The following is a 20880-nucleotide window of genomic DNA, read 5'->3' on the forward strand; positions in this document are numbered from 1 at the left end:
GGCACCGGGGTTCCGGTGCCCGCCCGGCCGCGTTCGACGGGCCGGTACGCGTGCCGATACCGGCGTCGACGTCGGTCAGTTTTCGCGCGGTTTGGTGAACTCTTCGATCAGTACGGGGTATTGCTCTTTTCCGTGTCCGGCGGCGATCGCCCGGTCGGCCATAGCCTTGAAGAGCATCGGCAGTTCGGCGTTGACCCCCACGGCCTCGCTCTCCTCGATCAGGTGTGTCATCGCCCGCGCGTCCGTCTCCAGGGCCGAGACCTCGGCGGGGAAGGAGCCGTCGTCGACCTGGCGGGCGTAGCCGGGCAGCCATTCGGCGACACCGGTGGCGATCCGCTGCGCGAAAGGCGCGTACGTCGCGGCGTCGACACCGGCCGTCCCGAGAAGGGCGGTGCCCTGGAGCCACGCGTTGAGGACGCTCCACATCATGGCCAGGCCCGCGACGTCGTAGAGGGCCGCCAGCCCGGGGTCCCCTCCCAGGTGGGTGATCGTGCCGAGCGCGCCGAGCGTCGGCTCGTGCTCCTGGAAGACGTGCTGCGGCCCACTGTGCAGAATCACCGCCTCGGCGGTCCCGATCGCCGGTGGGACGGCCATGATGGCACCGTCCAGGTAACGGGCGCCGCGCTGCTCGGCCCAGCGCGCGGCTTCCCGGGCCTGGGCCGAGCTGCCCGAGGTGAGGTTGATCAGCGTCGTGCCGTCCAGGTCGACGTCGCTCGCGCCGAGCAGTTCGTACACGGCCGGGTAGTCGGTGACGCAGACGACGACGAGGGGGCCGGCCTTGACCGCGTCGGCGACCGTGGGTGCGTGCCGCGCGCCTGCGGCCACCAGCGCGTCGGCTTTGGCGGCCGTACGGTTCCACACAGTCGTGGGATGCCCGGCCTTCAGGAACGCGTCGGCGAGTGCCCGGCCCATCAGTCCGAGGCCGATGACTGTCACGGGTGTATCGGTTTTGCTGTCCATGGCAGCATCGTCAACCTTGATACCGGTGTGAAGGTCAAGCGAGGTTGCGATGCGGATCGGCGAACTGAGTCGTCGGACGGGCGTCAACGCCCATCAGTTGCGCTACTACGAGGCCCAGGGCCTGCTGGAGGCGGACCGCGCCGCGAACGGCTACCGCGAGTACGACGAAAGCGCCGTGCTGCGGGTCAAGCAGATTCGGCACCTGCTCGGTGCCGGCCTGTCCTCCGAGGACATCGCGTATCTGCTTCCCTGCGCGGTCGGGGAAGCCCCGCAGCTGCCCGGCTGTCCGGAGCTGCTGGCCGCCATACGGTCCCGACTCCGGCGCCTGGACGATCAGATGGCCGAACTCGCCCGATCCCGCAGCGCCCTCGCCGGGTACCTGGACGCGGCCGAGCGCATGGGCGAGGAGAGCTACCCGCCGTTCGAATGCGCGGACCAGGAGCCTGTTCCCGCGTGAGCAACGGGTCCCCGCGCGGCTGCCACCTCACCGCTCCGTCGTCGAAGCCGGACGACTCGCCATACGACCGCGAAGCAGCATCGCGTGGCCCAACGCCGCGATCGCCGCTGTGGACAGCAACGTGCGGACGATGTTCCACGCCACCCACGGGTCCTCGAAGTCGCCGCGTACGGCCCGCGGATCAGCTATCGCGGCCGGTGAGCCCGCATCGCTCAACTCGTTGTTGAGGGGGATGTTGAAAACGATCGTGACCGCCGCGCTCAACGCGTGGAGAACAACCCCCGCGACGATCCACCGCAGGACAGCGCCTCCGCCCCGGCGGCGCTGGACCAGCGCGGCGGCGACCGGGACCACGAAGGCGCCGAAGAAGCTCAGGAAGAACACCGGGTTTTCGATCTTCACGTTGACCCGTTGCATGACATCGATGAACACGCGGTCGTCCACGCCACCGAGCGCGGGGATGACGGCGCACGCGAAGCAGTAGTACACGCCCGCGATCAGGCCGCTGAGGACGACGGACGCGACCAGGAGAGCGGCGAGAGGGTCACGTCGGGAGGCTGCGTTGCTGCGGGAGAGGTCCGTCATGGCTTCGATTCAACTGCGCCGCGATGGACGTTCCCATAGGTGAAAGACGCATAAACATACGCGTTCGTCTCTCGTTGGAACGTCGGAGTGGTTCACACCGCAGCGTGCAGCATCCGTCGAGCCTGGGCGGGAGTCGGACGCGCGTCCGGGTCGGGATCGGTTAGGGCGGCGATCAGGTCCGACAGCGCGGCCGGGCCCCGAGTCAGGGGGCGCGGCCGTCACCCGGGCGAGAAGCCCTCCACTCCACGCCTCGGCAACTCGTCCACCGCGGGCGCCTCCAGCCACAGATGGAGGAGCGTGCCCACGTGGTGCAGAAGCAGAGCGTTATCCGTTTCCGCCGCCAGAAAGCCGTTTCGGCATCGGTCCGGGCTTGCGGACAGGCGAAGAGGGCGGTGCCGAATATAACAGCTGAGGTGTATGCTTTGTGCGTTATTGGCTCTGGTGAAGGACACGTATCGCATGTCTTGGGCGATTGTCGTTGTGGAGCCGGCATTGTCCTGGCTGCACCAATTACGGAGCACCGATCGCGCCACGCTGATTCAGATCAGCAAGGCGATCACGGCGCTGCAACGAGAGGGGCCGGCGCTCGGGCGACCGTTGGTCGACACCCTCAAAGGATCGGTTCTGCCCAACCTCAAGGAGTTGCGGCCCGGGTCCACCGGCACAAGCGAAGTCCGACTGCTTTTCGTGTTCGATCCCACGCGCCAGGCGGTGATCCTGGTCGGTGGTGACAAGGCGGGGAAATGGTCCGGCTGGTATCGCGAACGGCTGTTGCGCAGGCTGAGCAGGCTTACGCGGACCACCTGAAGCGCATTGAAGGAGGGCGACGATGAGCATCGACCACCCGCGAGACCCTGAGGCTGTCTCCTGGGAAGCGTTGGCCAAGGAGTTCGATTTCACTCCGCAGGAGAAAGGCGAGATCGCGCAGGGAGCCGAAGCGATGGTCGCGGCTTCTCGCGCGCACCGCCTCGCCGAAGTGCGCAAGCGCCAGCACACCACCCAAGTTCAAGTTGCGAAGGCGATGGGGGTCAGCCAGGCGCGGGTGTCGCGCATCGAGAAGGGTCAACTTGAACGCAGCGAAGTCGAGACGCTCGCGGCCTACGTCAAGGCCCTGGGAGGGAAGCTGAAGATCGTCGCCGACTTCGGAGACGAGTCGTACATCCTTGGCTGACACCTGTCGTCGGCATCACCCGCCGGAGGCGAGCTCGGACAGGTGGTGGAGTGAGTTGGTGAGGTGGTCCGGGCCGAACGGTGGGAAGCGGATTCCGCGGTCGCGGATGTGCTGCGGGACCGCCGACCAGTCGTAGGTGAGCGTGACCTCGGTCTCGGACGGACCGAGCGGGGTGAGGTCGTAGCGCCAGATCCAGCCGCCGAATTCGGGTTCGCCGTCGTCCTTTTGTCCGCCGGTCAGCCAGCCGATGGCGCGTGGCGGGTCGAGTACCGCGACCTTGTTGACCGTCTGGTAGTCACCGCTGGGATGCTTCGCGTGGTGCATGCTCATCCGGAAGATCTGGCCGACCCCGGTCAGCGGGGCCCGGTCGACGGGTTCCTGGACCCAGCCGGTGCCGTCGATCGCAGAATGGGCCGTCGGGTCCGCAAGCACCGCGAACACCTTCGCGGCGGGTACGGCGATCGTCAGTGTGGCGCTTACTGTCTCCTGGTCCACGGTGTGCACGCTCCCGTCTTCGGATGTTTCTGCAAGTGCAGACGACGCGGGGAGGCAGAACTCATCGGTCGTGGGGGCGGCCGCGGTCCGAGGTGGCGGCTCAGGGCCGTGGGTTCGGGCCCACGGCAGTCGGAGAACGCGGATCCGTGACAGGACCGACCCGGCGGATCGCGGCGCAATAACCCACGATGAGCGCGTGCCACGGCACAAACGCGATGTACCCGTGATCGAACACGCTGAGGAAGAGGGCCCACAGCAGCAGCAATGTGTGGGCGACAGCCATCGTCGTGAACGCGCGCGACCGCAGGGAGACAGAGCGGACGGCGAGACCGAACACGGCGCAGAAGTCGACACCGGCCATGACGACGGCGACCCGTTCCGAGACATCGCGGCCACGCGACGGGACGCCGTAGCCGTTGACGGTGGACGGGCCCAGGAACGGCCCGGTCAGTGCGGAGGCGGTGTTCGTGTTGTAGCCCTCGTGTTCGGTTCCGACCATGAAGGCGTAGAGCAGCCAAGCGCACATTTCGAGGGCCAGGAGCAGCCCGAGCCCGATGCACAGGCCGGTCAGCAGGCGCCCCCGCCCGGTATCCGAATCGACCACGCTTCCCCCTCCGGCGGCGACCAGGGTACGGCGATAGCCTTGATCGATGGACGGGACCTCGCGAGCGTACGGACGCGACGCGCTGGGGGAGATCCGGGACAAGCTTGAGCTGCTTCGCCGGGTCGAGAAAGAGTGCCGGTTCGGGGTCGTCATCGAATCCCCCGCCCACCCTGCCGAGCCGATTCCCGGGCTGCCGGACGGAGTTGCCGACTTGTACAGCCTGGTGGGCAGGCTTGCGGGGACCTACTTCCGGTTCGTGCGCCCCGAAGCGGTCTCGGGTCCGGCGGCCTGGGCCGCGCGGGAGACGGTCGAGGACTGCCCGATGGGCGATCCGCTGACGGTTGGTCAGGAACTGCTCAGCACAGCCCGCTCGCCGGAGATGTCCGAGTATGGCGAATGCGTGGTCATGGACACCGAAGACGGTGTCGTCTACTACCTTGAATCCGACAATTACATGTGGCTCTGCCGGACCCCGGACGCGGACATCGAATTCCCGGAACTGGCATCCGACATCCTCACCTTTTTCAACGACCTGGTGCTGGGCCCCGGCTACCCCCGCCTCGTCGACACGGTCCTCGGCCCACGCGACCGACTGCGCACGAACCGCAAGGGCCGGTACGCCGATACGTGGATGCGGCTGTTGATCGGTGCGGGCCTGCTGTCCGCCGACGACGCGGCGCGGGTGCCGGAAGGCGGCTTGCCGTACGGCTGAGTCCGACTGCGCCCCTTCCGTCATGGAACAAGCGGATCAGGCGGCGGGTTCGGTGGCCGGGGCTGTGGGGTCGTCCTCACCTCTGCTGTGGAAGTAGGTGCGGATGGCGGGCTCGACTTCCATGTGGCCGGAGGGGGTCCAGCGGAGGATCCGGTCGGGTTCGTCGACGAGGTGGCGGGTGGGGGAGAACTCGGCGAGCAGGGTGTGGCGGTCGTTGTACTGGCGTTGGGCGCGGGGGCCGTGTTCCAGGACTTCTATGTCGGCGGTGGTGGACGACACGCCTCGCTCGGCGAGCCAGCGGGCGGTGGCGGCCACCCAGTTGTCCTGTTCGGCGAGTAGTTCGGCGGACCATTTGGCCGACAGCATGCGCCGGTGATTGGTGAGCCATGGGACGGAGGGGGTCTTGTGGTCGGCCTGGATCGCGCGTCCCAGGATCGAGTCGCCGCCGCCGACCACGGCGTGTTCGAACAGACCCGGGCCGTCGTCGAAGAGGGCGCGGTCGGCGCCCCAGACCAGGCCCATCGCGCCGCGTTCCCCGGGGAGCAGGGCGCTCGACCGGGTCATGGACACGAGGCCGGCGGTGTCGCGGTAGCGGGCGGTGCGGAAGCACTGGACCACCGCGGCCGTGCGGAAGGCGTCGGCGACCGCATCGGCCCAGTCGGGGCCGACGATGATGTCGCTGTCCGACCACACCACGTGGGTGTACGAGGCCGGCAGTCGCCGCGCGGCGAGGTTGATCAGGCGTTCCTTGTGCCACAGATAAGGGCAGTCAGCGTCCCAGAACGCCACCTGCGCGTCGAGGGGACGGCTGCCGCCGGCCCCGGTCAGGTAGACGTTCCCGGCCAAGCCGACCGCCCGGAACGCGGCAAGAGTGCGGGCCAGCTTCCGCTCGTGGGAAACGTAGCCCGCCGGGTTGAAGTAAGGGATCACGACCGCAAGTTCGACCATGCCGAAACCGCCCCCTCGCCCGGAATCGCATTGACGGAAAACCACGGAGAACACGACGGCGGCAGCGCCTTCGGCCGACGCGACATAAGCCGCGAAGCGGCCAGGCGCGGGGGACAGGGGACGAGGGCGCGGCGAACGTCGCCAGAGATCGCCGGAACGGCGACACAGATGTGCTCGATGTTCTGGACAACGATGGTGACCTGCGATGACGCCACGGTTCACGGAGAACCGGAACTCCATGATGACTCATGGGGGTTCGCCTGCGTAACGGATTTGGCGAGGGAAAATGCCACTCTCGCGGTCGAGTTGCGGAGCCTGGTCGTCGCCGCGCGTGCGGCACCGGTTTTCGGCCGACGAAGTGGGTGGTCGCGGCTGGATATCGGCGGTCGGAGCGGGCGCTCGGCGCGGGCCCCGTCGGTCGCGGCGGACGGTCCTCGGCGCATAGCGTGGCCGCCATGCTTCGGATCACGCTGGTGCAGGGCGACATCACCCACGAGTCCGTCGATGCGATCGTGAACGCGGCGAACTCGTCGCTGCTCGGCGGCGGCGGTGTGGACGGCGCCATCCACCGCGCAGGCGGTCCGGAGATCCTTGAGGCCTGCCGGGCGCTGCGCGCGTCCCACTACGGGCGCGGGCTGCCGGCCGGGCAGGCGGTCGCGACGACCGCGGGTCGCCTCGATGCGCGCCGGGTGATCCACACGGTCGGTCCGGTGTGGTCGCACAGCGAGGACCGCTCCGATGTGCTCGCGTCGTGTTACCGCGAGTCACTGCGTGTCGCGGACGAACTGGGCGCACGCAGCGTCGCGTTCCCGGCGGTGTCGACCGGGGTGTACCGGTGGCCGATGGGCGACGCCGCGCGTATCGCGTTGACGACAGTGCGCGACGCGGAGACCTCGGTCGAGGAGGCGCGGTTCGTGCTGTTCGGCGCGCAGGCGTACGAGGCTTTCCAAGATGCCTTGGCGGCGCTCGGCGGCTGACCGGTCGGGGCGAGGGAGGTCGGCGCCCGGTCCGGTCGCCGTCGTCGCGTACCGCGAGCCGAACTGCCTTGGGCGAGAAGCCGGGCGGAGCCGGAGAGTGGTGAAGCCGATACTTTCCGTGCGCCCCGGCCGCGTTGTATTCGAGCCGCGCGATCGAACCGCGGCCCCGCGTCGCACCCGCTCGCGGGTGGCCGCCGAGGTGTCGCCCGGGTGTTGCCGTGAACGGGGTCGAATCCGCGTTCCGGAGGCGGGGCGTTTGATCCGCGCGGGACGGGAAACCCAAGGTCACACCCGGTGTCTGCGCCTCCGCGGTGGTCGGAATCACTAACACGGCACCGGGATGTTGATCAAATTTGATGATCCGCCAAATCCGGTGATATGGGCCGTCGCCGAGATTGGCATCCGGCGGGTTGGTATGTGCGCTCAGTGTGTCCAAAAGCTTGCGTTCGGTCGCAACCAGTCGGTGCTTGATCGTTTCTGAACGATCATCAGGTGGTGAAGATCACAGCAAGATCGAATAGGACCCGTGTCGCAGATCACATCGGAAGGGGCGTAGGATCGGCGCCGTTCCGGGTGCTTGTGAACCTGGTCACATGCTCACAAGCGGGTGGGTGTGACCGGGCCCGATGGACGGAAGGGAGCAGTGCGGCATGAACGTGTACGCGCCGATTCTCGTGCTCGGCGGCATCGCCGCCGCGTTCGGCGTGATCTCCCTCGTCGCCGGTGCGCTGACCGGGCCCAAGCGGTACAACCGGGCCAAGTTGGAGGCGTACGAGTGCGGTATCGAGCCGACGCCGCAGCCGATGGGCGGCGGGCGCTTCCCGGTGAAGTACTACCTGACGGCGATGCTCTTCATCATCTTCGACATCGAGATCGTCTTCCTCTATCCGTGGGCGGTCTACTTCGACTCCCTCGGCGTCTTCGGTCTCGTCGAGATGGCCCTGTTCATCCTCACCGTGTTCGTCGCGTACGCCTACATCTGGCGCCGCGGCGGCCTTGAGTGGGACTGACCCGCACACCGCAGGCACTGACGCAGGGATCCAGGTGTTCCAGGTGATCCAGGAGAGGCCATCCGATGGGTATTGAGGAGAAGCTGCCCAGCGGCTTCCTGCTCAGCACGGTCGAAGATCTCGCCGGCTACTTCCGCAAGAGCTCGTTCTGGCCGGCCACCTTCGGACTCGCGTGCTGCGCGATCGAGATGATGGCGACCGGCGCGGGGCGCTACGACCTCGCGCGGTTCGGCATGGAGGTCTTCCGCGCGTCGCCGCGGCAGGCCGACCTGATGATCGTCGCCGGGCGCGTGAGCCAGAAGATGGCCCCCGTCCTGCGGCAGATCTACGACCAGATGGCCGCGCCGAAGTGGGTGCTGTCGATGGGCGTTTGCGCGTCCTCCGGCGGCATGTTCAACAACTACGCGATCGTGCAGGGCGTCGACCACATCGTCCCCGTCGACATCTACCTCCCCGGCTGCCCGCCGCGTCCGGAGATGCTGATGGACGCGATCCTCAAGCTGCACGACCAGGTGCAGAACATGCCGCTCGGCGTGAACCGCGAAGAGGCCGCGCGCGCCGCCGAGAAGGCCGCCCTGACGGCCGTCCCCACGATCGAGATGAAGGGGCTGTTGCGGTGAGTGACGCACAGAACGGCTCCGGGGTTCCCGTCCCGCGCGACGAAAACACGGGCGAGGTCCTGGAAGTACGCCACGGCATGTTCGGCGCGAAGGGCTCCGGCGACACCTCCGGCTACGGTCGCCTGGTCCGCACCGTCGCGTTCCCGCCCGGCGCGGCCCGGCCCTACGGCGGTCCGGGCAGCGACCCGACCGCGCCGGAGGGACGCCGCGAAGGCGAGTTCGACGTCGTCGCCGACGAGCTGGCCGGCGCGCTCGCGGAAGCCGGCATCGAGTTCGACACCGCGATCGAACGCGTCGTCGTCGACCGCGGGGAACTCACCTTCCACGTACGCCGCGACAGCCTCCACAAGGTCGCGCGCACACTCCGCGACGACGCCGCCCTGCGCTTCGAGCTGTGCACCGGTGTCAGCGGCGTGCACTACCCGACCGACACCGGCCGCGAGCTGCACGCCGTCTACCACCTGCGCTCCATCACCCACAACCGGCAGGTCCGCCTGGAGGTCGCCGCGCCCGACGCGGACCCGCACGTGCCCTCGCTCGTGAAGGTGTATCCGACGCTCGACTGGCACGAGCGCGAGACGTACGACTTCTTCGGCATCGTCTTCGACGGGCACCCGGCGCTGACCCGGATCCTCATGCCGGACGACTGGCCCGGCCACCCGCAGCGGAAGGACTACCCGCTCGGCGGCGTGCCCGTCGAGTACAAGGGCGCCCAGATCCCGCCGCCCGACCAGCGGAGGTCGTACAGCTGATGGCTGATCACCCCACCACCCAGGAAGCCACCCAAGAAGCGCCGGCCCGCGAGACCACCGAGGGCCGCGTCTACACCGTCACCGGTTCCGACTGGGACGAGGTGGTGCAGGCCGCCGCAGACGCCGACGAGCGCATCGTCGTCAACATGGGGCCGCAGCACCCGTCCACCCACGGCGTGCTCCGGCTCATCCTGGAAATGGACGGCGAGACGGTCACCGAGGCCCGCTGCGGCATCGGCTACCTGCACACCGGCATCGAGAAGAACCTCGAATACCGGAGCTGGACCCAGGGCGTCACCTTCGTGACGCGCATGGACTACCTCACCCCGCTCTTCAACGAGGCCGCCTACTGCCTCGGCGTGGAGAAGCTGCTCGGGATCACCGACCAGGTCCCGGACCGGGCGAACGTCATCCGCGTCCTGCTGATGGAGCTCAACCGCATCTCGTCGCACATGGTCTGCCTCGCGACCGGCGGCATGGAGATCGGCGCGCTCACCGTCATGACGTTCGGCTTCCGCGACCGCGAACTCATCCTCGACGTCTTCGAGATGGTCACCGGCCTGCGCATGAACCACGCGTACATCAGGCCCGGCGGGCTCGCCCAGGACCTGCCGCCGGGGGCGGTCGACAAGATCCGCGAACTGGTCGAGGTGCTGCCCGGCCGCATCCGCGAATACGAACTGCTGCTCAACGACAACCACATCTTCAAAGGGCGCACCGAGGGCATCGGCTACCTGGACCTGACCGGCTGCATGGCCCTCGGCGTCACCGGCCCGTGCCTGCGCTCCGCCGGGCTGCCCCACGACCTGCGCAAGACGCAGCCCTACTTCGGCTACCAGAACTACGAGTTCGACGTCCCGACCGAGAACACCTGCGACGCGTACGGCCGCTACCTGGTCCGCATCGCGGAGATGAAGGAATCGCTGGGGATCGTCGAGCAGTGCCTGGACCGGCTGAAGCCCGGCCCCGTCATGGTCGAGGACAAGAAGATCGCCTGGCCCGCGCAACTCGCGCTCGGCCCCGACGGGTTGGGCAACTCGCTCGACCACATCCGAACCATCATGGGCACCTCGATGGAGTCCCTCATCCACCACTTCAAGCTGGTGACCGAGGGCTTCCGCGTCCCGCCCGGCCAGGTGTACGCCGCGATCGAGTCGCCCAAGGGCGAACTGGGCGTGCACATGGTCAGCGACGGCGGCACCCGCCCGTACCGCGTCCACTACCGCGACCCGTCCTTCACCAACCTCCAGGCCATGGCCGCCATGTGCGAAGGCGGCCAGGTCGCGGACGTGATCGTCGCCGTCGCGAGCATCGACCCCGTCATGGGAGGTGTCGACCGATGACCGACCTCGGCATGCCCCGCCTGCCCGCACCGGGCTACCCCGCCGACGTACGCGCCCGGCTGGAGACCGAGGCGCGGGAGATCATCGGCCGTTACCCCCAGTCGCGTTCGGCTCTCCTGCCCCTGCTGCACCTCGTGCAGTCCGAAGAGGGGTACGTCAGCCCCACCGGCATCGAATTCTGCGCCGAGGTGCTGGGCCTGACCACCGCCGACGTGACCGGCGTCGCCACCTTCTACACGATGTACCGCCGCGAGAACGGCGGCGACTTCCACGTCGGCGTGTGCACCAACACGCTGTGCGCGGTCATGGGCGGCGACGAGATCTTCGCGACCCTGAAGGAACACCTCGGCGTCGGCAACAAGGGCACCACGCCCGACGGCTCGATCACCCTCGAACACATCGAGTGCAACGCGGCCTGCGACTACGCGCCCGTCGTGATGGTCAACTGGGAGTTCTTCGACAACGTCACCCCCGCCTCCGCGAAGGACCTCGTCGACGAACTCCGCGCGGGCAAACAGGTCACCCCCACACGCGGCGCCCCGCTGTGCACGTTCCGCGAAACGGCCCGCATCCTCGCCGGATTCCCCGACCCGCGCCCAGGCGCCGTCGACCACGGCGGCGCGGGTGGCACCCCGAGCCTGGTCGGGCTGCGCATCGCGCACGGCCGCAACCCCGACGGGCCCGCCGACCCGACCGAGAAGGGGGCGTGATCCCCGTGTCCGATGAGACCGGAGCGAGCGAAACCGCCGACACCACGGGACCCGGGATCCTGACCCCGGTCCTGTCCGCGACCTGGGACGACCAGCGGCCCTGGCGTCTCGACACCTACCTGCGGCACGACGGCTACCAGGGCCTGCGCAAGGCGCTGGCCAAGCACCAGGACGAGGTCATCCAGACCGTCAAGGACGCCGGCCTGCGCGGACGCGGAGGCGCGGGCTTCCCGACCGGGATGAAGTGGGGCTTCATCCCGCAGGGCGACGGCAACCCGCACTACCTCGTCGTCAACGCCGACGAATCCGAGCCGGGCACCTGCAAGGACATCCCGCTCATGTACGCCAACCCGCACGTCCTCATCGAGGGCGTGATCATCGCGGCGTACGCGATCCGCTCCAACCACGCCTTCATCTACCTGCGCGGCGAGGTGGTCCCGGTGCTGCGCCGCCTCCAGGCCGCGGTCCAGGAGGCGTACGACGCCGGCTACCTCGGCAAGGACATCCTCGGCTCCGGCTTCGACCTGGAGCTGACCGTGCACGCCGGCGCCGGCGCGTACATCTGCGGTGAGGAGACCGCGCTCCTCGACTCCCTCGAAGGGCGCCGCGGACAGCCCCGGTTGCGCCCGCCGTTCCCCGCCGTCGCCGGCCTGTACGCATCGCCGACCTGCGTCAACAACGTCGAGTCGATCGCCTCGGTTCCCGCGATCATGCGGGGGGGCGTCGAGTGGTTCCGCTCGATGGGCTCCGAGAAGTCGCCCGGCTTCACGCTCTATTCGCTGTCCGGGCACGTCAAGCGCCCCGGCCAGTACGAGGCCCCGCTCGGCGTGACGCTGCGCCAACTCCTCGACCTCGCGGGCGGCGTCCGCGAAGGCCACCGCCTCAAGTTCTGGACCCCCGGCGGCTCGTCGACCCCGCTGCTCACCGAGGAACACCTCGACGTCCCGCTCGACTACGAGAACGTCGGCGCCGCCGGGTCGATGCTCGGCACCAAGGCCCTCCAGATCTTCGACGACACCGTGTGCGTGGTCCGCGCGGTCCTGCGCTGGACCGAGTTCTACGCACACGAGTCGTGCGGCAAGTGCACGCCGTGCCGCGAAGGGACGTACTGGCTCCAGCAGATCATGGAGCGCCTGGAGAAGGGCGACGGCACCGAAGAGGACCTGGAGACGCTGCTCGACGTCGCCGACAACATCAACGGCAAGTCGTTCTGCGCCCTCGGCGACGGCGCCGCGAGCCCGATCTTCTCCTCGCTCAAGTACTTCCGCGACGAATACGTCGCGCACCTCGCCCACCGCGGCTGTCCCTTCGACCCGGCCGCCTCCACGGTCTGGGCCTCGAACCTGGCAGGAGCGCAAGCCTGATGACCGTAACCACCAATTCGCCCGCGGGCGGCGCACCTACGCCGGGGCCGCAGGACGACCTCGTCACCTGCACGATCGACGGGATCGCGGTCAGCGTGCCCAAGGGCACCCTGGTCATCCGGGCCGCCGAACTGATCGGCATCTCGATCCCGCGGTTCTGCGACCACCCGCTGCTCGACCCGGTCGGCGCGTGCCGCCAGTGCATGGTCGAGGTCGAAGGACAGCGCAAGCCGATGGCGTCGTGCACGATCACCGTCACCGACGGCATGGTCGTCAAGACGCAGCTCAGCTCGCCCGTGGCCAAGAAGGCGCAGGACGGGGTGATGGAGCTGCTGCTCATCAACCACCCCCTCGACTGCCCGGTCTGCGACAAGGGCGGCGAATGCCCGCTCCAGAACCAGGCGATGACCGCGAGCCGGTCGACGTCGCGGTTCGGCGACGTCAAGCGGACCTTCCCCAAGCCGCTGCCGATCTCCTCCGAGGTGCTGCTCGACCGCGAGCGGTGCGTGCTGTGCGCGCGGTGCACGCGGTTCTCCGAGCAGATCGCGGGCGACCCGTTCATCGCCCTGATCGAACGCGGCGCGCTGCAACAGGTCGGCATCTACGAGAAGCAGCCCTTCGAGTCCTACTTCTCCGGCAACACGATCCAGATCTGCCCGGTCGGGGCGCTCACCTCGGCCGCATACCGCTTCCGGTCCCGGCCCTTCGACCTCGTCTCCACCCCCACGGCGTGCGAACACTGCGCGTCGGGCTGCTCGCTGCGCGCCGACCACCGGCGCGGCCGGGTCATGCGGCGCCTCGCGGGCGACGACCCCGAGGTCAACGAGGAGTGGAACTGCGACAAGGGCCGCTTCGCGTTCCGGTACGCCACTCTCGGCGACCGCATCACCTCGCCCCTCCTGCGTGACCGCGACACCGGCGAACTGCGCGAAGCCTCGTGGCCCGACGCGCTCGCGGCGGCGGCGGAAGGCCTGCTCGCCGCGCGGCAGCGCACCGGGGTACTGGTCGGCGGCCGGGTCACCGTCGAGGACGCCTACGCGTACGCCAAGTTCGCCCGCGTCGCCCTCGGCACCAACGACATCGACTTCAGGGCGCGCGAACACAGCGCCGAGGAGGCCGACTTCCTCGCCTCCGAGGTCGCCGGGACCGGGATAGGGGTCACGTACGCCGACCTTGAGCGCGCGCCCGCGGTGCTGTTGGCCGGGTTCGAGCCGGAGGACGAGTCGCCGATCGTCTTCCTGAGGCTGCGCAAGGCCGCCCGCAAGAGCCGGCTCAAGGTGTTCTCCATCGCGCCGTTCGCGACCTCGGGTCTGATCCGCATGAACGGCGCCCTGCTGCGCGCCGCGCCCGGCACCGAGACCGACTGGCTCGACGCGCTCGGGACCGGCGCCGGGCTCGACACGCTCGGCCAGGACGCGGCCGAACTGCTGCGCGCGACCGGCTCGGTGATCCTGGTCGGCGAACGCCTCGCCTCGGTGCCCGGAGCACTCACCGCGGCGCTCGCCCTCGCGGAGGCCACCGGGGCGCGGCTCGCGTGGGTGCCCCGCCGGGCCGGCGAGCGCGGCGCCCTGGAAGCCGGTGCGCTGTTCAACCTGCTGCCGGGCGGCCGTCCCGTCATCGATCCGGAGGCCCGCGCCGAGGTCGCCGCCGCCTGGCGGGTGCCCGAACTCCCCACCGGATACGGCCTCGACACCGCATCCATGCTGCGCGCGGCCCGCGACGGCAAGCTCGGCGCTCTGGTCGTCGGCGGCGTCGAAGCAGGCGATCTGCCCGACCCCGCCGGGGCGTTGGCCGCGCTGGAGACCGTGCCGTTCGTCGTCAGCCTGGAGCTGCGGCACAGCGAGGTCACCGAACGCGCCGACGTGGTCTTCCCCGTCGCGGCGGCCGCCGAGAAGCCCGGCACCTTCGTCGACTGGGAGGGCCGCGAACGGCCGTTCGCCTCCGTCCTCAAGCACGACCAGATGAACACCGACGCGGGTACGTCGATGCCGGACCTGCGCGTGCTGCACGCGCTCGCCGATGAGATGGACTACGTCCTCGGCCTGCCCGACGTCGCCTCCGCCCGGCGCGAACTGCGCGGTCTCGGCGGCTGGGCCGGCGCCCGCGCCACCGGACCGGCGCGGCCCGTGCGCTCCGCGCCGCCGCAGCCGGGAGCGGGTGAGGCGGTGCTCGCGACGTGGCGCCTGCTGCTCGACGAAGGCCGAGGCCAGGACGGCGAGTCGGCCCTGGCCGGCACGCGCCGCCGCCCGGTCGTCCGGCTCAGCGCGGCGACCGCGGAGGAGATCGGCGCGCAGGACGGCGGCGAGGTCACCGTCTCGACACCGCACGGCGGCGAGATCACCCTGCCGCTCGCGGTCACCGAGATGGCCGACCACGTCGTGTGGCTGCCCGCGAACTCGCCCGGCTCGGCCGTCTTCCGCACCCTCGGCGTCTCGGCGGGCGAAGTCGTCCGGCTCCGCGCCGCGGTGCTGCCGCAGCAACGGGCGTCCGAGGGCGGGCTCAACGGGGCGGTGAACGGCTCGCTGAACGGAGCTGTGAACGGGACGGGCGCGGGTGGCTCGCACACGCAGTTCACCGGTGCCGGGGCCGGGGAGCGTCCCGAGGACCGGCCCCGGGCCACCGGCGGCGACGCGGAGGGCGACGCGGCCGGGGACCGGTCTGACGGGCGTTCAGGCGAGCGTTCCGGTGACGGTGAGGAGACCTGATGAGCCCGCAACTGACCACCGGGCAGGCCGCCGCCGAGGCGGGCGTGCAACTCGCCGCCCCGGTCGGCTTCGGCTCGGACCCGTGGTGGCTCGTGCTGTTCAAGGCCGTGCTGGTCTTCGCGTTCTGCGTCGTCATGACGCTCTTCGCCATCTGGTGGGAGCGCAAGGTCGTCGCATGGATGCAGATGCGCATCGGGCCCAAGCACGTCGGCCCGCAGGGCCTGCTGCAATCCCTCGCGGACGGCGTGAAGCTGGCCTTCAAGGAAGACATCATCGTCAAGGCCGCCGACCGGCCCGTCTACATCCTCGCGCCGGTCGTCGCGATGATCCCGGCGTTCATGGCCTTCGCCGTGATCCCGATGGGCGGCGAGGTGTCCATGTTCGGACACCAGACCAACCTGCAACTGACCGACCTCTCCGTCGGCGTGCTGTACATCCTGGCCACCGCGTCGGTGGGCATCTACGGCATCGTGCTGGCCGGCTGGTCGTCCGGCTCGACGTACCCGCTGCTCGGCTCGCTGCGCAGCACCGCCCAGATGATCTCGTACGAGGTCGCCATGGGCCTGTCGTTCGCGGGCGTCTTCCTCTACGCCGGCTCGATGTCCACCTCGGAGATCGTCGCCTCGCAGACCGAGACGTGGTACGCGGTCCTGCTGCCGGTGTCGTTCATCATCTACGTCATCGCGATGGTCGGCGAGACCAACCGCGCGCCCTTCGACCTCCCCGAGGCCGAGGGTGAACTCGTCGGCGGCTTCCACACCGAGTACTCGTCGCTGAAGTTCGCGCTGTTCTTCCTGGCCGAGTACATCAACATGGTGGTCGTCTCGTCGCTGGCCACCACGCTCTTCCTCGGCGGCTACCGCGCGCCCTGGCCGATCACCGCCGTCTGGGACGGTGCGAACAGCGGCTGGTGGACGCTGCTCTGGTACTTCCTCAAGGTCCAGCTCTTCCTCTTCATGTTCATCTGGCTGCGCGGCACGCTGCCACGCCTGCGCTACGACCAGTTCATGCGGTTCGGCTGGAAGGTCCTGATCCCGACATCGCTGGTGTGGCTGATGCTCGTGGCCACCGTGCGCGCGCTGAAGAACGAGGGCTACGACTACCGCAACATCGTGCTCGGCATCGCGGGGGCGATCATCGTGGTCCTTGTGCTCTCGGTGCTGTGGGACATGCTCCGCGGCACCGACGAGGACGAGGAGAAACCCGAGCCGCTTCCCGGCACACCAGGCGCGTCCGAGCCCTTCGATCCGATGGCGGGCGGCTTCCCCGTACCGCCGCTGCCCGGACAGCAGTTGCCGCCGGTGCCGCGGCGCGCCATCAAGCGCACGGTCTCGGTGGGCGCGGCCGTCGAACCGCAGGAGCCGGGCGACCCGACGGACACGACGCACACGACGGCCACGACGGACACGACGGACAGGGAGGTGTGATCGTGGGCAACTTCCTGGGACCCGTGGCGGGCTTCGGCGTCACCTTCGCGACGATGTTCAAGAAGGCGAACACCGAGTTCTACCCCTTCGAGAAGAAGCCGACCGCGCCGCGCTACCACGGCCGGCACCAGCTCAACCGGCATCCCGACGGCTTGGAGAAGTGCGTCGGGTGCGAACTGTGCGCCTGGGCGTGCCCGGCGGACGCGATCTACGTCGAAGGCGCGGACAACACCGAGGAGGAGCGCTTCTCCCCGGGCGAACGCTACGGCCGCGTCTACCAGATCAACTACCTGCGCTGCATCTTCTGCGGCCTGTGCATCGAGGCGTGCCCGACCCGGGCGCTGACGATGACGAACGAGTACGAACTCGCCGACACCACCCGGGCGAGTCTGATCTTCACCAAGGACCAACTCCTCGCTCCGCTGCACGAGGGCATGGTCGCCCCGCCGCACGAGATGTACCCGGGGACGGAGGAGCGCGACTACTACCTCGGCAAGGTCACCGAGGCCGCGCCCGGGACGGTGACGCAGGGCGCGGAGTCCGGGGACGGCACCGACGAGAACGCGCCCGGCGACCGTGAAGCGGGTGTGCGATGACCGCTCTCATGACGGAAACCGCCGCCGCCGACGGGCTCTCCGGAGGCGTCGTCCTCGCGGAACAGCTCACCCGTACCTCGACGGGCGAGGCGGTGCAGTTCTGGATCCTCGCCACCATCGCGCTGGTCGGTGCGCTGGGCACGGTCTTCATGAAGAAGGCCGTGCACAGCGCGCTCATGCTGGCCGCGACGATGCTGTGCCTGGCGTTCTTCTACATGGCCCAGGGCGCGGTGTTCCTCGGCATCGTGCAGATCGTCGTCTACACCGGCGCGATCATGATGCTGTTCCTCTTCGTCCTGATGCTGGTCGGCGTCTCGTCGGCGGACTCGCTCAAGGAGACGCTGCGCGGGCAGCGCGTCGCCGCGGTGCTCGCCGGGCTCGGCTTCGGCATCCTGCTGGTCGCCGGCATCGCGAACGCGTCGCTGGGCGACTTCGCGGGCTTCGGCGGCGGGGTCTCCCCGGCGGGTGTCGCCGAGACCGACCCCGACGTGGTGTCGGCGATGCGCGAGGACCGCAACGTCGAAGGCCTGGCGCACCTGATCTTCACGCGCTACGTCTGGGCGTTCGAGGTCACCAGCGCTCTGCTGATCACCGCCGCGCTCGGTGCGATGGTGCTGGCCCACCGCGAACGCCTCACGCCGCGCAAGACGCAGCGCGAACTCGCCGACGAGCGCGTGCGCGAGAACGTCAACCTCGCCCCGCTCCCGGCGCCGGGTGTGTACGCGCGGCACAACGCCGTCGACATCCCCGCGCTGCTGCCCGACGGCACGGTCTCCGAGCTGTCGGTCAACGCGACGCTGCGGGCCCGCGGCCAGGTACGCGACGTCAGCCACGAACCGGTGCACCGGGTCGCGGAGTTGGAGGAGAACGCCGAAGTGTGGATGGAGCAGCGCGGCGACGTGCCGCCGGCCCGCCACGAAGGCGAGGAAGGCACCGGTTCGCCGGGCGGTCCCGAGGCGGGTGGCCCCGGTCCGGACGGCGGCGACGCGGGTGACGCCGACGGCGGAGGAGCGTCGGGCGTGGACCCTGACGGGGCCGGGGCGGAGCGTACCGACGGCGACTCCGTCGCGGCCGGCGCCGGATCGAAGGAATCCAAGGGGACGCTGTCATGAACCCGGCGAACTACCTGTACCTGTCGGCTCTGCTGTTCACCATCGGCGCGGCGGGTGTGCTCCTGCGCCGCAACGCGATCGTGGTGTTCATGTGCGTCGAGCTCATGCTCAACGCGACGAACCTGGCGTTCGTGACGTTCGCGCGGATGCACGGCAACCTCGACGGGCAGATCATCGCGTTCTTCACGATGGTCGTCGCGGCGGCCGAGGTCGTCGTCGGTCTGTCGATCATCATCGCCATCTTCCGTTCCCGCCGTACGGCTTCGGTCGACGACGCCAACCTGATGAAGTGGTAGGGGACTGGTGATCACAACCTCGGTTTCCGCAGGCGTGTTGGCGTCGTCGGAAGGCGGACAGGGCCTGCACTCGGTCGCGGCGGAGGGCGCCTTCTCGGCGACCTGGCTGGTCGTCGGGCTGCCGCTGCTGGGTGCGGCGGTCCTGATGCTGGGCGGCAAACGCACGAACAGGTTCGGCCACTGGGTCGGGACGCTGCTCGCACTCGCCTCCTTCGCGGTCGGCCTCGTGCTGTTCGCCGCGATGCTCGGCAAGGACGACGCGGAGCGGTCGGTCAACCAGCACCTGTGGAACTGGGTGCCGGCGGAGGGCTTCCAGGCCGAGATCGGGCTGCACCTCGACCAACTGTCGATGGTGTTCGTGCTGCTGATCACCGGCGTCGGCTCGCTGATCCACGTCTACTCGATCGGCTACATGGCGCACGACGAGAACAGGCGCAGGTTTTTCGCGTACCTGAACCTGTTCCTCGCCTCGATGCTGCTGCTGGTGCTGGCCAACAACTTCCTTCTGCTGTACGTGGGTTGGGAGGGCGTCGGGCTCGCGTCGTACCTGCTGATCGGCTTCTGGCAGCACAAGCCGTCGGCGGCGACCGCGGCGAAGAAGGCGTTCATCATGAACCGCGTCGGCGACTTCGGTCTGGCCGTCGCGATCTTCCTGATGTTCACCACCTTCGGGACGTTCTCGTTCGACCAGGTGCTGGGTGGTTCGGCCGAGGCGTCCGACGGCACGATGACCGCGATCGGCCTCATGCTGCTGCTCGCGGCGTGCGGCAAGTCGGCGCAGTTCCCGCTCCAGGCGTGGCTCGGCGACGCGATGGAGGGCCCGACGCCGGTCTCCGCGCTCATCCACGCCGCGACGATGGTGACCGCGGGCGTGTACCTGATCACGCGCTCGGCGGAGATCTTCAACGCGTCGCCCGACGCGCAACTGGTCGTGACCATCGTCGGCGCCATCACGGTGCTTTTCGGGGCGATCGTCGGCTGCGCGAAAGACGACATCAAGAAGGCGCTCGCGGCATCGACGATGTCGCAGATCGGCTACATGATCCTGGCCGCCGGCCTCGGTCCGATCGGCTACGCGTTCGCGATCATGCACCTGGTGACGCACGGCTTCTTCAAGGCCGGGCTGTTCCTCGGTGCGGGCTCGGTCATGCACGGCATGAACGACGAGGTCGACATGCGGCGGTACGGCGGCCTGCGCAAGTACATGCCGGTCACCTTCGTCACGTTCGGGCTCGGGTATCTCGCGATCATCGGATTCCCGCTGCTGTCCGGGTTCTTCTCCAAGGACAAGATCATCGAGGCGGCGTTCGCGAAGGGCGGCACGAGCGGCTACATCCTGGGCTCGGTGACGCTGGTCGCGGCCGCCCTGACCGCGTACTACATGACGCGCGTGATGCTCATGACGTTCTTCGGGCGCGAGCGCTGGAAGGACGCACCGGCGGGCGCACCGCCGGAGTGGCGCGAGCCGCATCCGCACGAGGCGCCGGTGTCGATGACGCTGCCGATGATCGTTCTGGCGTTCGGGTCGGTGTTCGCGGGCGGGCTGTTCGTCCTGAACGACGCGTTCGTGGACTGGCTGACCCCGGTCACCGGCTTCGACCACGGCGAACTGCCGTTCAGTGTCTGGGTGGTCACCGGCATGGCGACCGCGATGGTGGCGCTCGGCGTGCTGGTCGCGTACGTCCAGTACGCACGGCGCGAGGTACCGGCCGTCGCCCCGCACGGCTCGCTCGCCACGGTCGCGGCCCGCAAGGACCTCTACCAGGACACGATCAACGAGGGCCTGGTCATGCGGCCCGGCCAGTACCTGACACGCCTGCTGGTGTGGCTGGACCTGCGCGGCATCGACGGATTCGTGGGCGGGCTGGCGGCGTTCATCGGTGGTACGTCGGCGCGGGTGCGCCGGGTGCAGACCGGTTTCGCCCGCTCGTACGCGCTGTCGATGTTCGGCGGCACGGCCGTCGTGGTGGCGGCGACCTTGATGGCGAGGATGGCGTGATGTCCCTTCGGCGTTTCTCTGAGGCTCGGCGGCACGC

Annotated in this window: 22 protein-coding genes; 17 read left to right on the plus strand and 5 right to left on the minus strand. The window is 69.1% G+C overall.

Going from position 1 to position 20880, the window contains the following annotated elements; translation table 11 throughout:
- Window positions 1–75: 75 nt before the first annotated feature.
- Window positions 76–960 (minus strand): NAD(P)-dependent oxidoreductase, encoded by an 885-nt coding sequence (locus tag ACRX5W_RS02810; protein WP_436786263.1) that lies wholly within the window; start codon window positions 958–960, stop codon window positions 76–78.
- Window positions 961–1009: 49 nt separating this feature from the next.
- Here ACRX5W_RS02810 and ACRX5W_RS02815 point away from each other — a divergent pair, with 49 nt between their 5' ends.
- On the plus strand, window positions 1010–1417 hold the full coding sequence (locus ACRX5W_RS02815; protein WP_436786264.1) for a MerR family transcriptional regulator: 408 nt from the start codon (window positions 1010–1012) through the stop codon (window positions 1415–1417).
- A gap of 27 nt (window positions 1418–1444) precedes the next feature.
- Here ACRX5W_RS02815 and ACRX5W_RS02820 read toward each other — a convergent pair whose 3' ends face one another.
- Window positions 1445–2002, minus strand: a complete 558-nt coding sequence (locus ACRX5W_RS02820) for a DUF1772 domain-containing protein (RefSeq protein WP_436786265.1) — start codon at window positions 2000–2002, stop codon at window positions 1445–1447.
- A 441-nt stretch (window positions 2003–2443) separates the two neighbouring features.
- On the opposite strand from ACRX5W_RS02820, the gene ACRX5W_RS02825 reads away from it, so the two are divergent.
- Both ACRX5W_RS02825 and ACRX5W_RS02830 read left to right on the plus strand, forming a co-directional pair.
- Window positions 2444–2809, plus strand: coding sequence for a type II toxin-antitoxin system RelE/ParE family toxin (locus tag ACRX5W_RS02825; RefSeq protein ID WP_436786266.1), 366 nt, complete (start codon window positions 2444–2446; stop codon window positions 2807–2809).
- Between the two features lie 22 nt (window positions 2810–2831).
- Complete coding sequence (locus ACRX5W_RS02830; RefSeq protein WP_436786267.1) at window positions 2832–3173, plus strand: helix-turn-helix domain-containing protein; 342 nt, start codon at window positions 2832–2834, stop codon at window positions 3171–3173.
- 15 nt (window positions 3174–3188) lie between these two features.
- On the opposite strand, the gene ACRX5W_RS02835 is transcribed toward ACRX5W_RS02830, so the two are convergent.
- Together ACRX5W_RS02835 and ACRX5W_RS02840 are read right to left on the minus strand one after the other, a co-directional pair.
- Window positions 3189–3668 carry a polyketide cyclase gene (locus tag ACRX5W_RS02835; RefSeq protein WP_436786268.1) on the minus strand — a complete coding sequence of 160 codons (480 nt, stop codon included), beginning with the start codon at window positions 3666–3668 and terminating at the stop codon, window positions 3189–3191.
- A gap of 100 nt (window positions 3669–3768) precedes the next feature.
- Window positions 3769–4272 (minus strand): hypothetical protein, encoded by a 504-nt coding sequence (locus tag ACRX5W_RS02840; RefSeq protein ID WP_436786269.1) that lies wholly within the window; start codon window positions 4270–4272, stop codon window positions 3769–3771.
- Between the two features lie 46 nt (window positions 4273–4318).
- On the opposite strand from ACRX5W_RS02840, the gene ACRX5W_RS02845 reads away from it, so the two are divergent.
- Complete coding sequence (locus tag ACRX5W_RS02845) at window positions 4319–4984, plus strand: hypothetical protein (RefSeq protein ID WP_436786270.1); 666 nt, start codon at window positions 4319–4321, stop codon at window positions 4982–4984.
- 36 nt (window positions 4985–5020) lie between these two features.
- Here ACRX5W_RS02845 and ACRX5W_RS02850 read toward each other — a convergent pair whose 3' ends face one another.
- The gene (locus tag ACRX5W_RS02850) at window positions 5021–5932 is read right to left on the minus strand and encodes a hypothetical protein (protein ID WP_436786271.1); all 912 of its coding nucleotides are present in this window, start codon (window positions 5930–5932) and stop codon (window positions 5021–5023) included.
- A gap of 455 nt (window positions 5933–6387) precedes the next feature.
- Between ACRX5W_RS02850 and ACRX5W_RS02855 the strand changes: the two genes are divergently transcribed.
- The 13 genes from ACRX5W_RS02855 (at window position 6388) to nuoL (ending at window position 20843) form a co-directional block, all read left to right on the plus strand.
- Entirely contained in the window at window positions 6388–6909 is a 522-nt protein-coding gene (locus tag ACRX5W_RS02855; protein ID WP_436786272.1) for an O-acetyl-ADP-ribose deacetylase, read from the plus strand.
- A gap of 650 nt (window positions 6910–7559) precedes the next feature.
- Window positions 7560–7919, plus strand: coding sequence for an NADH-quinone oxidoreductase subunit A (locus tag ACRX5W_RS02860; protein ID WP_436786273.1), 360 nt, complete (start codon window positions 7560–7562; stop codon window positions 7917–7919).
- A 65-nt stretch (window positions 7920–7984) separates the two neighbouring features.
- Window positions 7985–8539: a NuoB/complex I 20 kDa subunit family protein gene (locus ACRX5W_RS02865; RefSeq protein WP_436786274.1), complete on the plus strand. Its 555-nt coding sequence runs from the start codon at window positions 7985–7987 to the stop codon at window positions 8537–8539.
- Window positions 8536–9291, plus strand: coding sequence for an NADH-quinone oxidoreductase subunit C (locus ACRX5W_RS02870; RefSeq protein WP_436786275.1), 756 nt, complete (start codon window positions 8536–8538; stop codon window positions 9289–9291). The genes ACRX5W_RS02865 and ACRX5W_RS02870 overlap by 4 nt, the downstream gene beginning before the upstream one ends.
- Window positions 9291–10634: an NADH-quinone oxidoreductase subunit D gene (locus ACRX5W_RS02875; RefSeq protein ID WP_436786276.1), complete on the plus strand. Its 1344-nt coding sequence runs from the start codon at window positions 9291–9293 to the stop codon at window positions 10632–10634. The genes ACRX5W_RS02870 and ACRX5W_RS02875 overlap by 1 nt, the downstream gene beginning before the upstream one ends.
- Window positions 10631–11344 (plus strand): NADH-quinone oxidoreductase subunit NuoE, encoded by a 714-nt coding sequence (gene nuoE, locus ACRX5W_RS02880; protein ID WP_436786277.1) that lies wholly within the window; start codon window positions 10631–10633, stop codon window positions 11342–11344. Before ACRX5W_RS02875 ends, nuoE begins: the two co-directional genes overlap by 4 nt.
- Window positions 11344–12708, plus strand: coding sequence for an NADH-quinone oxidoreductase subunit NuoF (nuoF, locus tag ACRX5W_RS02885; protein WP_436786770.1), 1365 nt, complete (start codon window positions 11344–11346; stop codon window positions 12706–12708). The genes nuoE and nuoF overlap by 1 nt, the downstream gene beginning before the upstream one ends.
- Complete coding sequence (locus tag ACRX5W_RS02890) at window positions 12708–15413, plus strand: NADH-quinone oxidoreductase subunit G (protein WP_436786278.1); 2706 nt, start codon at window positions 12708–12710, stop codon at window positions 15411–15413. Before nuoF ends, ACRX5W_RS02890 begins: the two co-directional genes overlap by 1 nt.
- Complete coding sequence (nuoH, locus tag ACRX5W_RS02895) at window positions 15413–16840, plus strand: NADH-quinone oxidoreductase subunit NuoH (protein WP_436786279.1); 1428 nt, start codon at window positions 15413–15415, stop codon at window positions 16838–16840. Before ACRX5W_RS02890 ends, nuoH begins: the two co-directional genes overlap by 1 nt.
- 2 nt (window positions 16841–16842) lie before the next feature.
- Window positions 16843–17436: an NADH-quinone oxidoreductase subunit NuoI gene (gene nuoI / locus ACRX5W_RS02900; RefSeq protein WP_436786280.1), complete on the plus strand. Its 594-nt coding sequence runs from the start codon at window positions 16843–16845 to the stop codon at window positions 17434–17436.
- An 8-nt stretch (window positions 17437–17444) separates the two neighbouring features.
- Window positions 17445–18548, plus strand: coding sequence for an NADH-quinone oxidoreductase subunit J (locus ACRX5W_RS02905; RefSeq protein WP_436786281.1), 1104 nt, complete (start codon window positions 17445–17447; stop codon window positions 18546–18548).
- The gene (gene nuoK / locus ACRX5W_RS02910; RefSeq protein WP_436786282.1) at window positions 18545–18844 is read left to right on the plus strand and encodes an NADH-quinone oxidoreductase subunit NuoK; all 300 of its coding nucleotides are present in this window, start codon (window positions 18545–18547) and stop codon (window positions 18842–18844) included. The genes ACRX5W_RS02905 and nuoK overlap by 4 nt, the downstream gene beginning before the upstream one ends.
- A 106-nt stretch (window positions 18845–18950) precedes the next feature.
- Complete coding sequence (gene nuoL, locus ACRX5W_RS02915; RefSeq protein ID WP_436786771.1) at window positions 18951–20843, plus strand: NADH-quinone oxidoreductase subunit L; 1893 nt, start codon at window positions 18951–18953, stop codon at window positions 20841–20843.
- Window positions 20844–20880: the final 37 nt, after the last annotated feature.

This window comes from Yinghuangia sp. YIM S10712, assembly GCF_051388935.1.
Lineage (GTDB): Bacteria > Actinomycetota > Actinomycetes > Streptomycetales > Streptomycetaceae > Yinghuangia.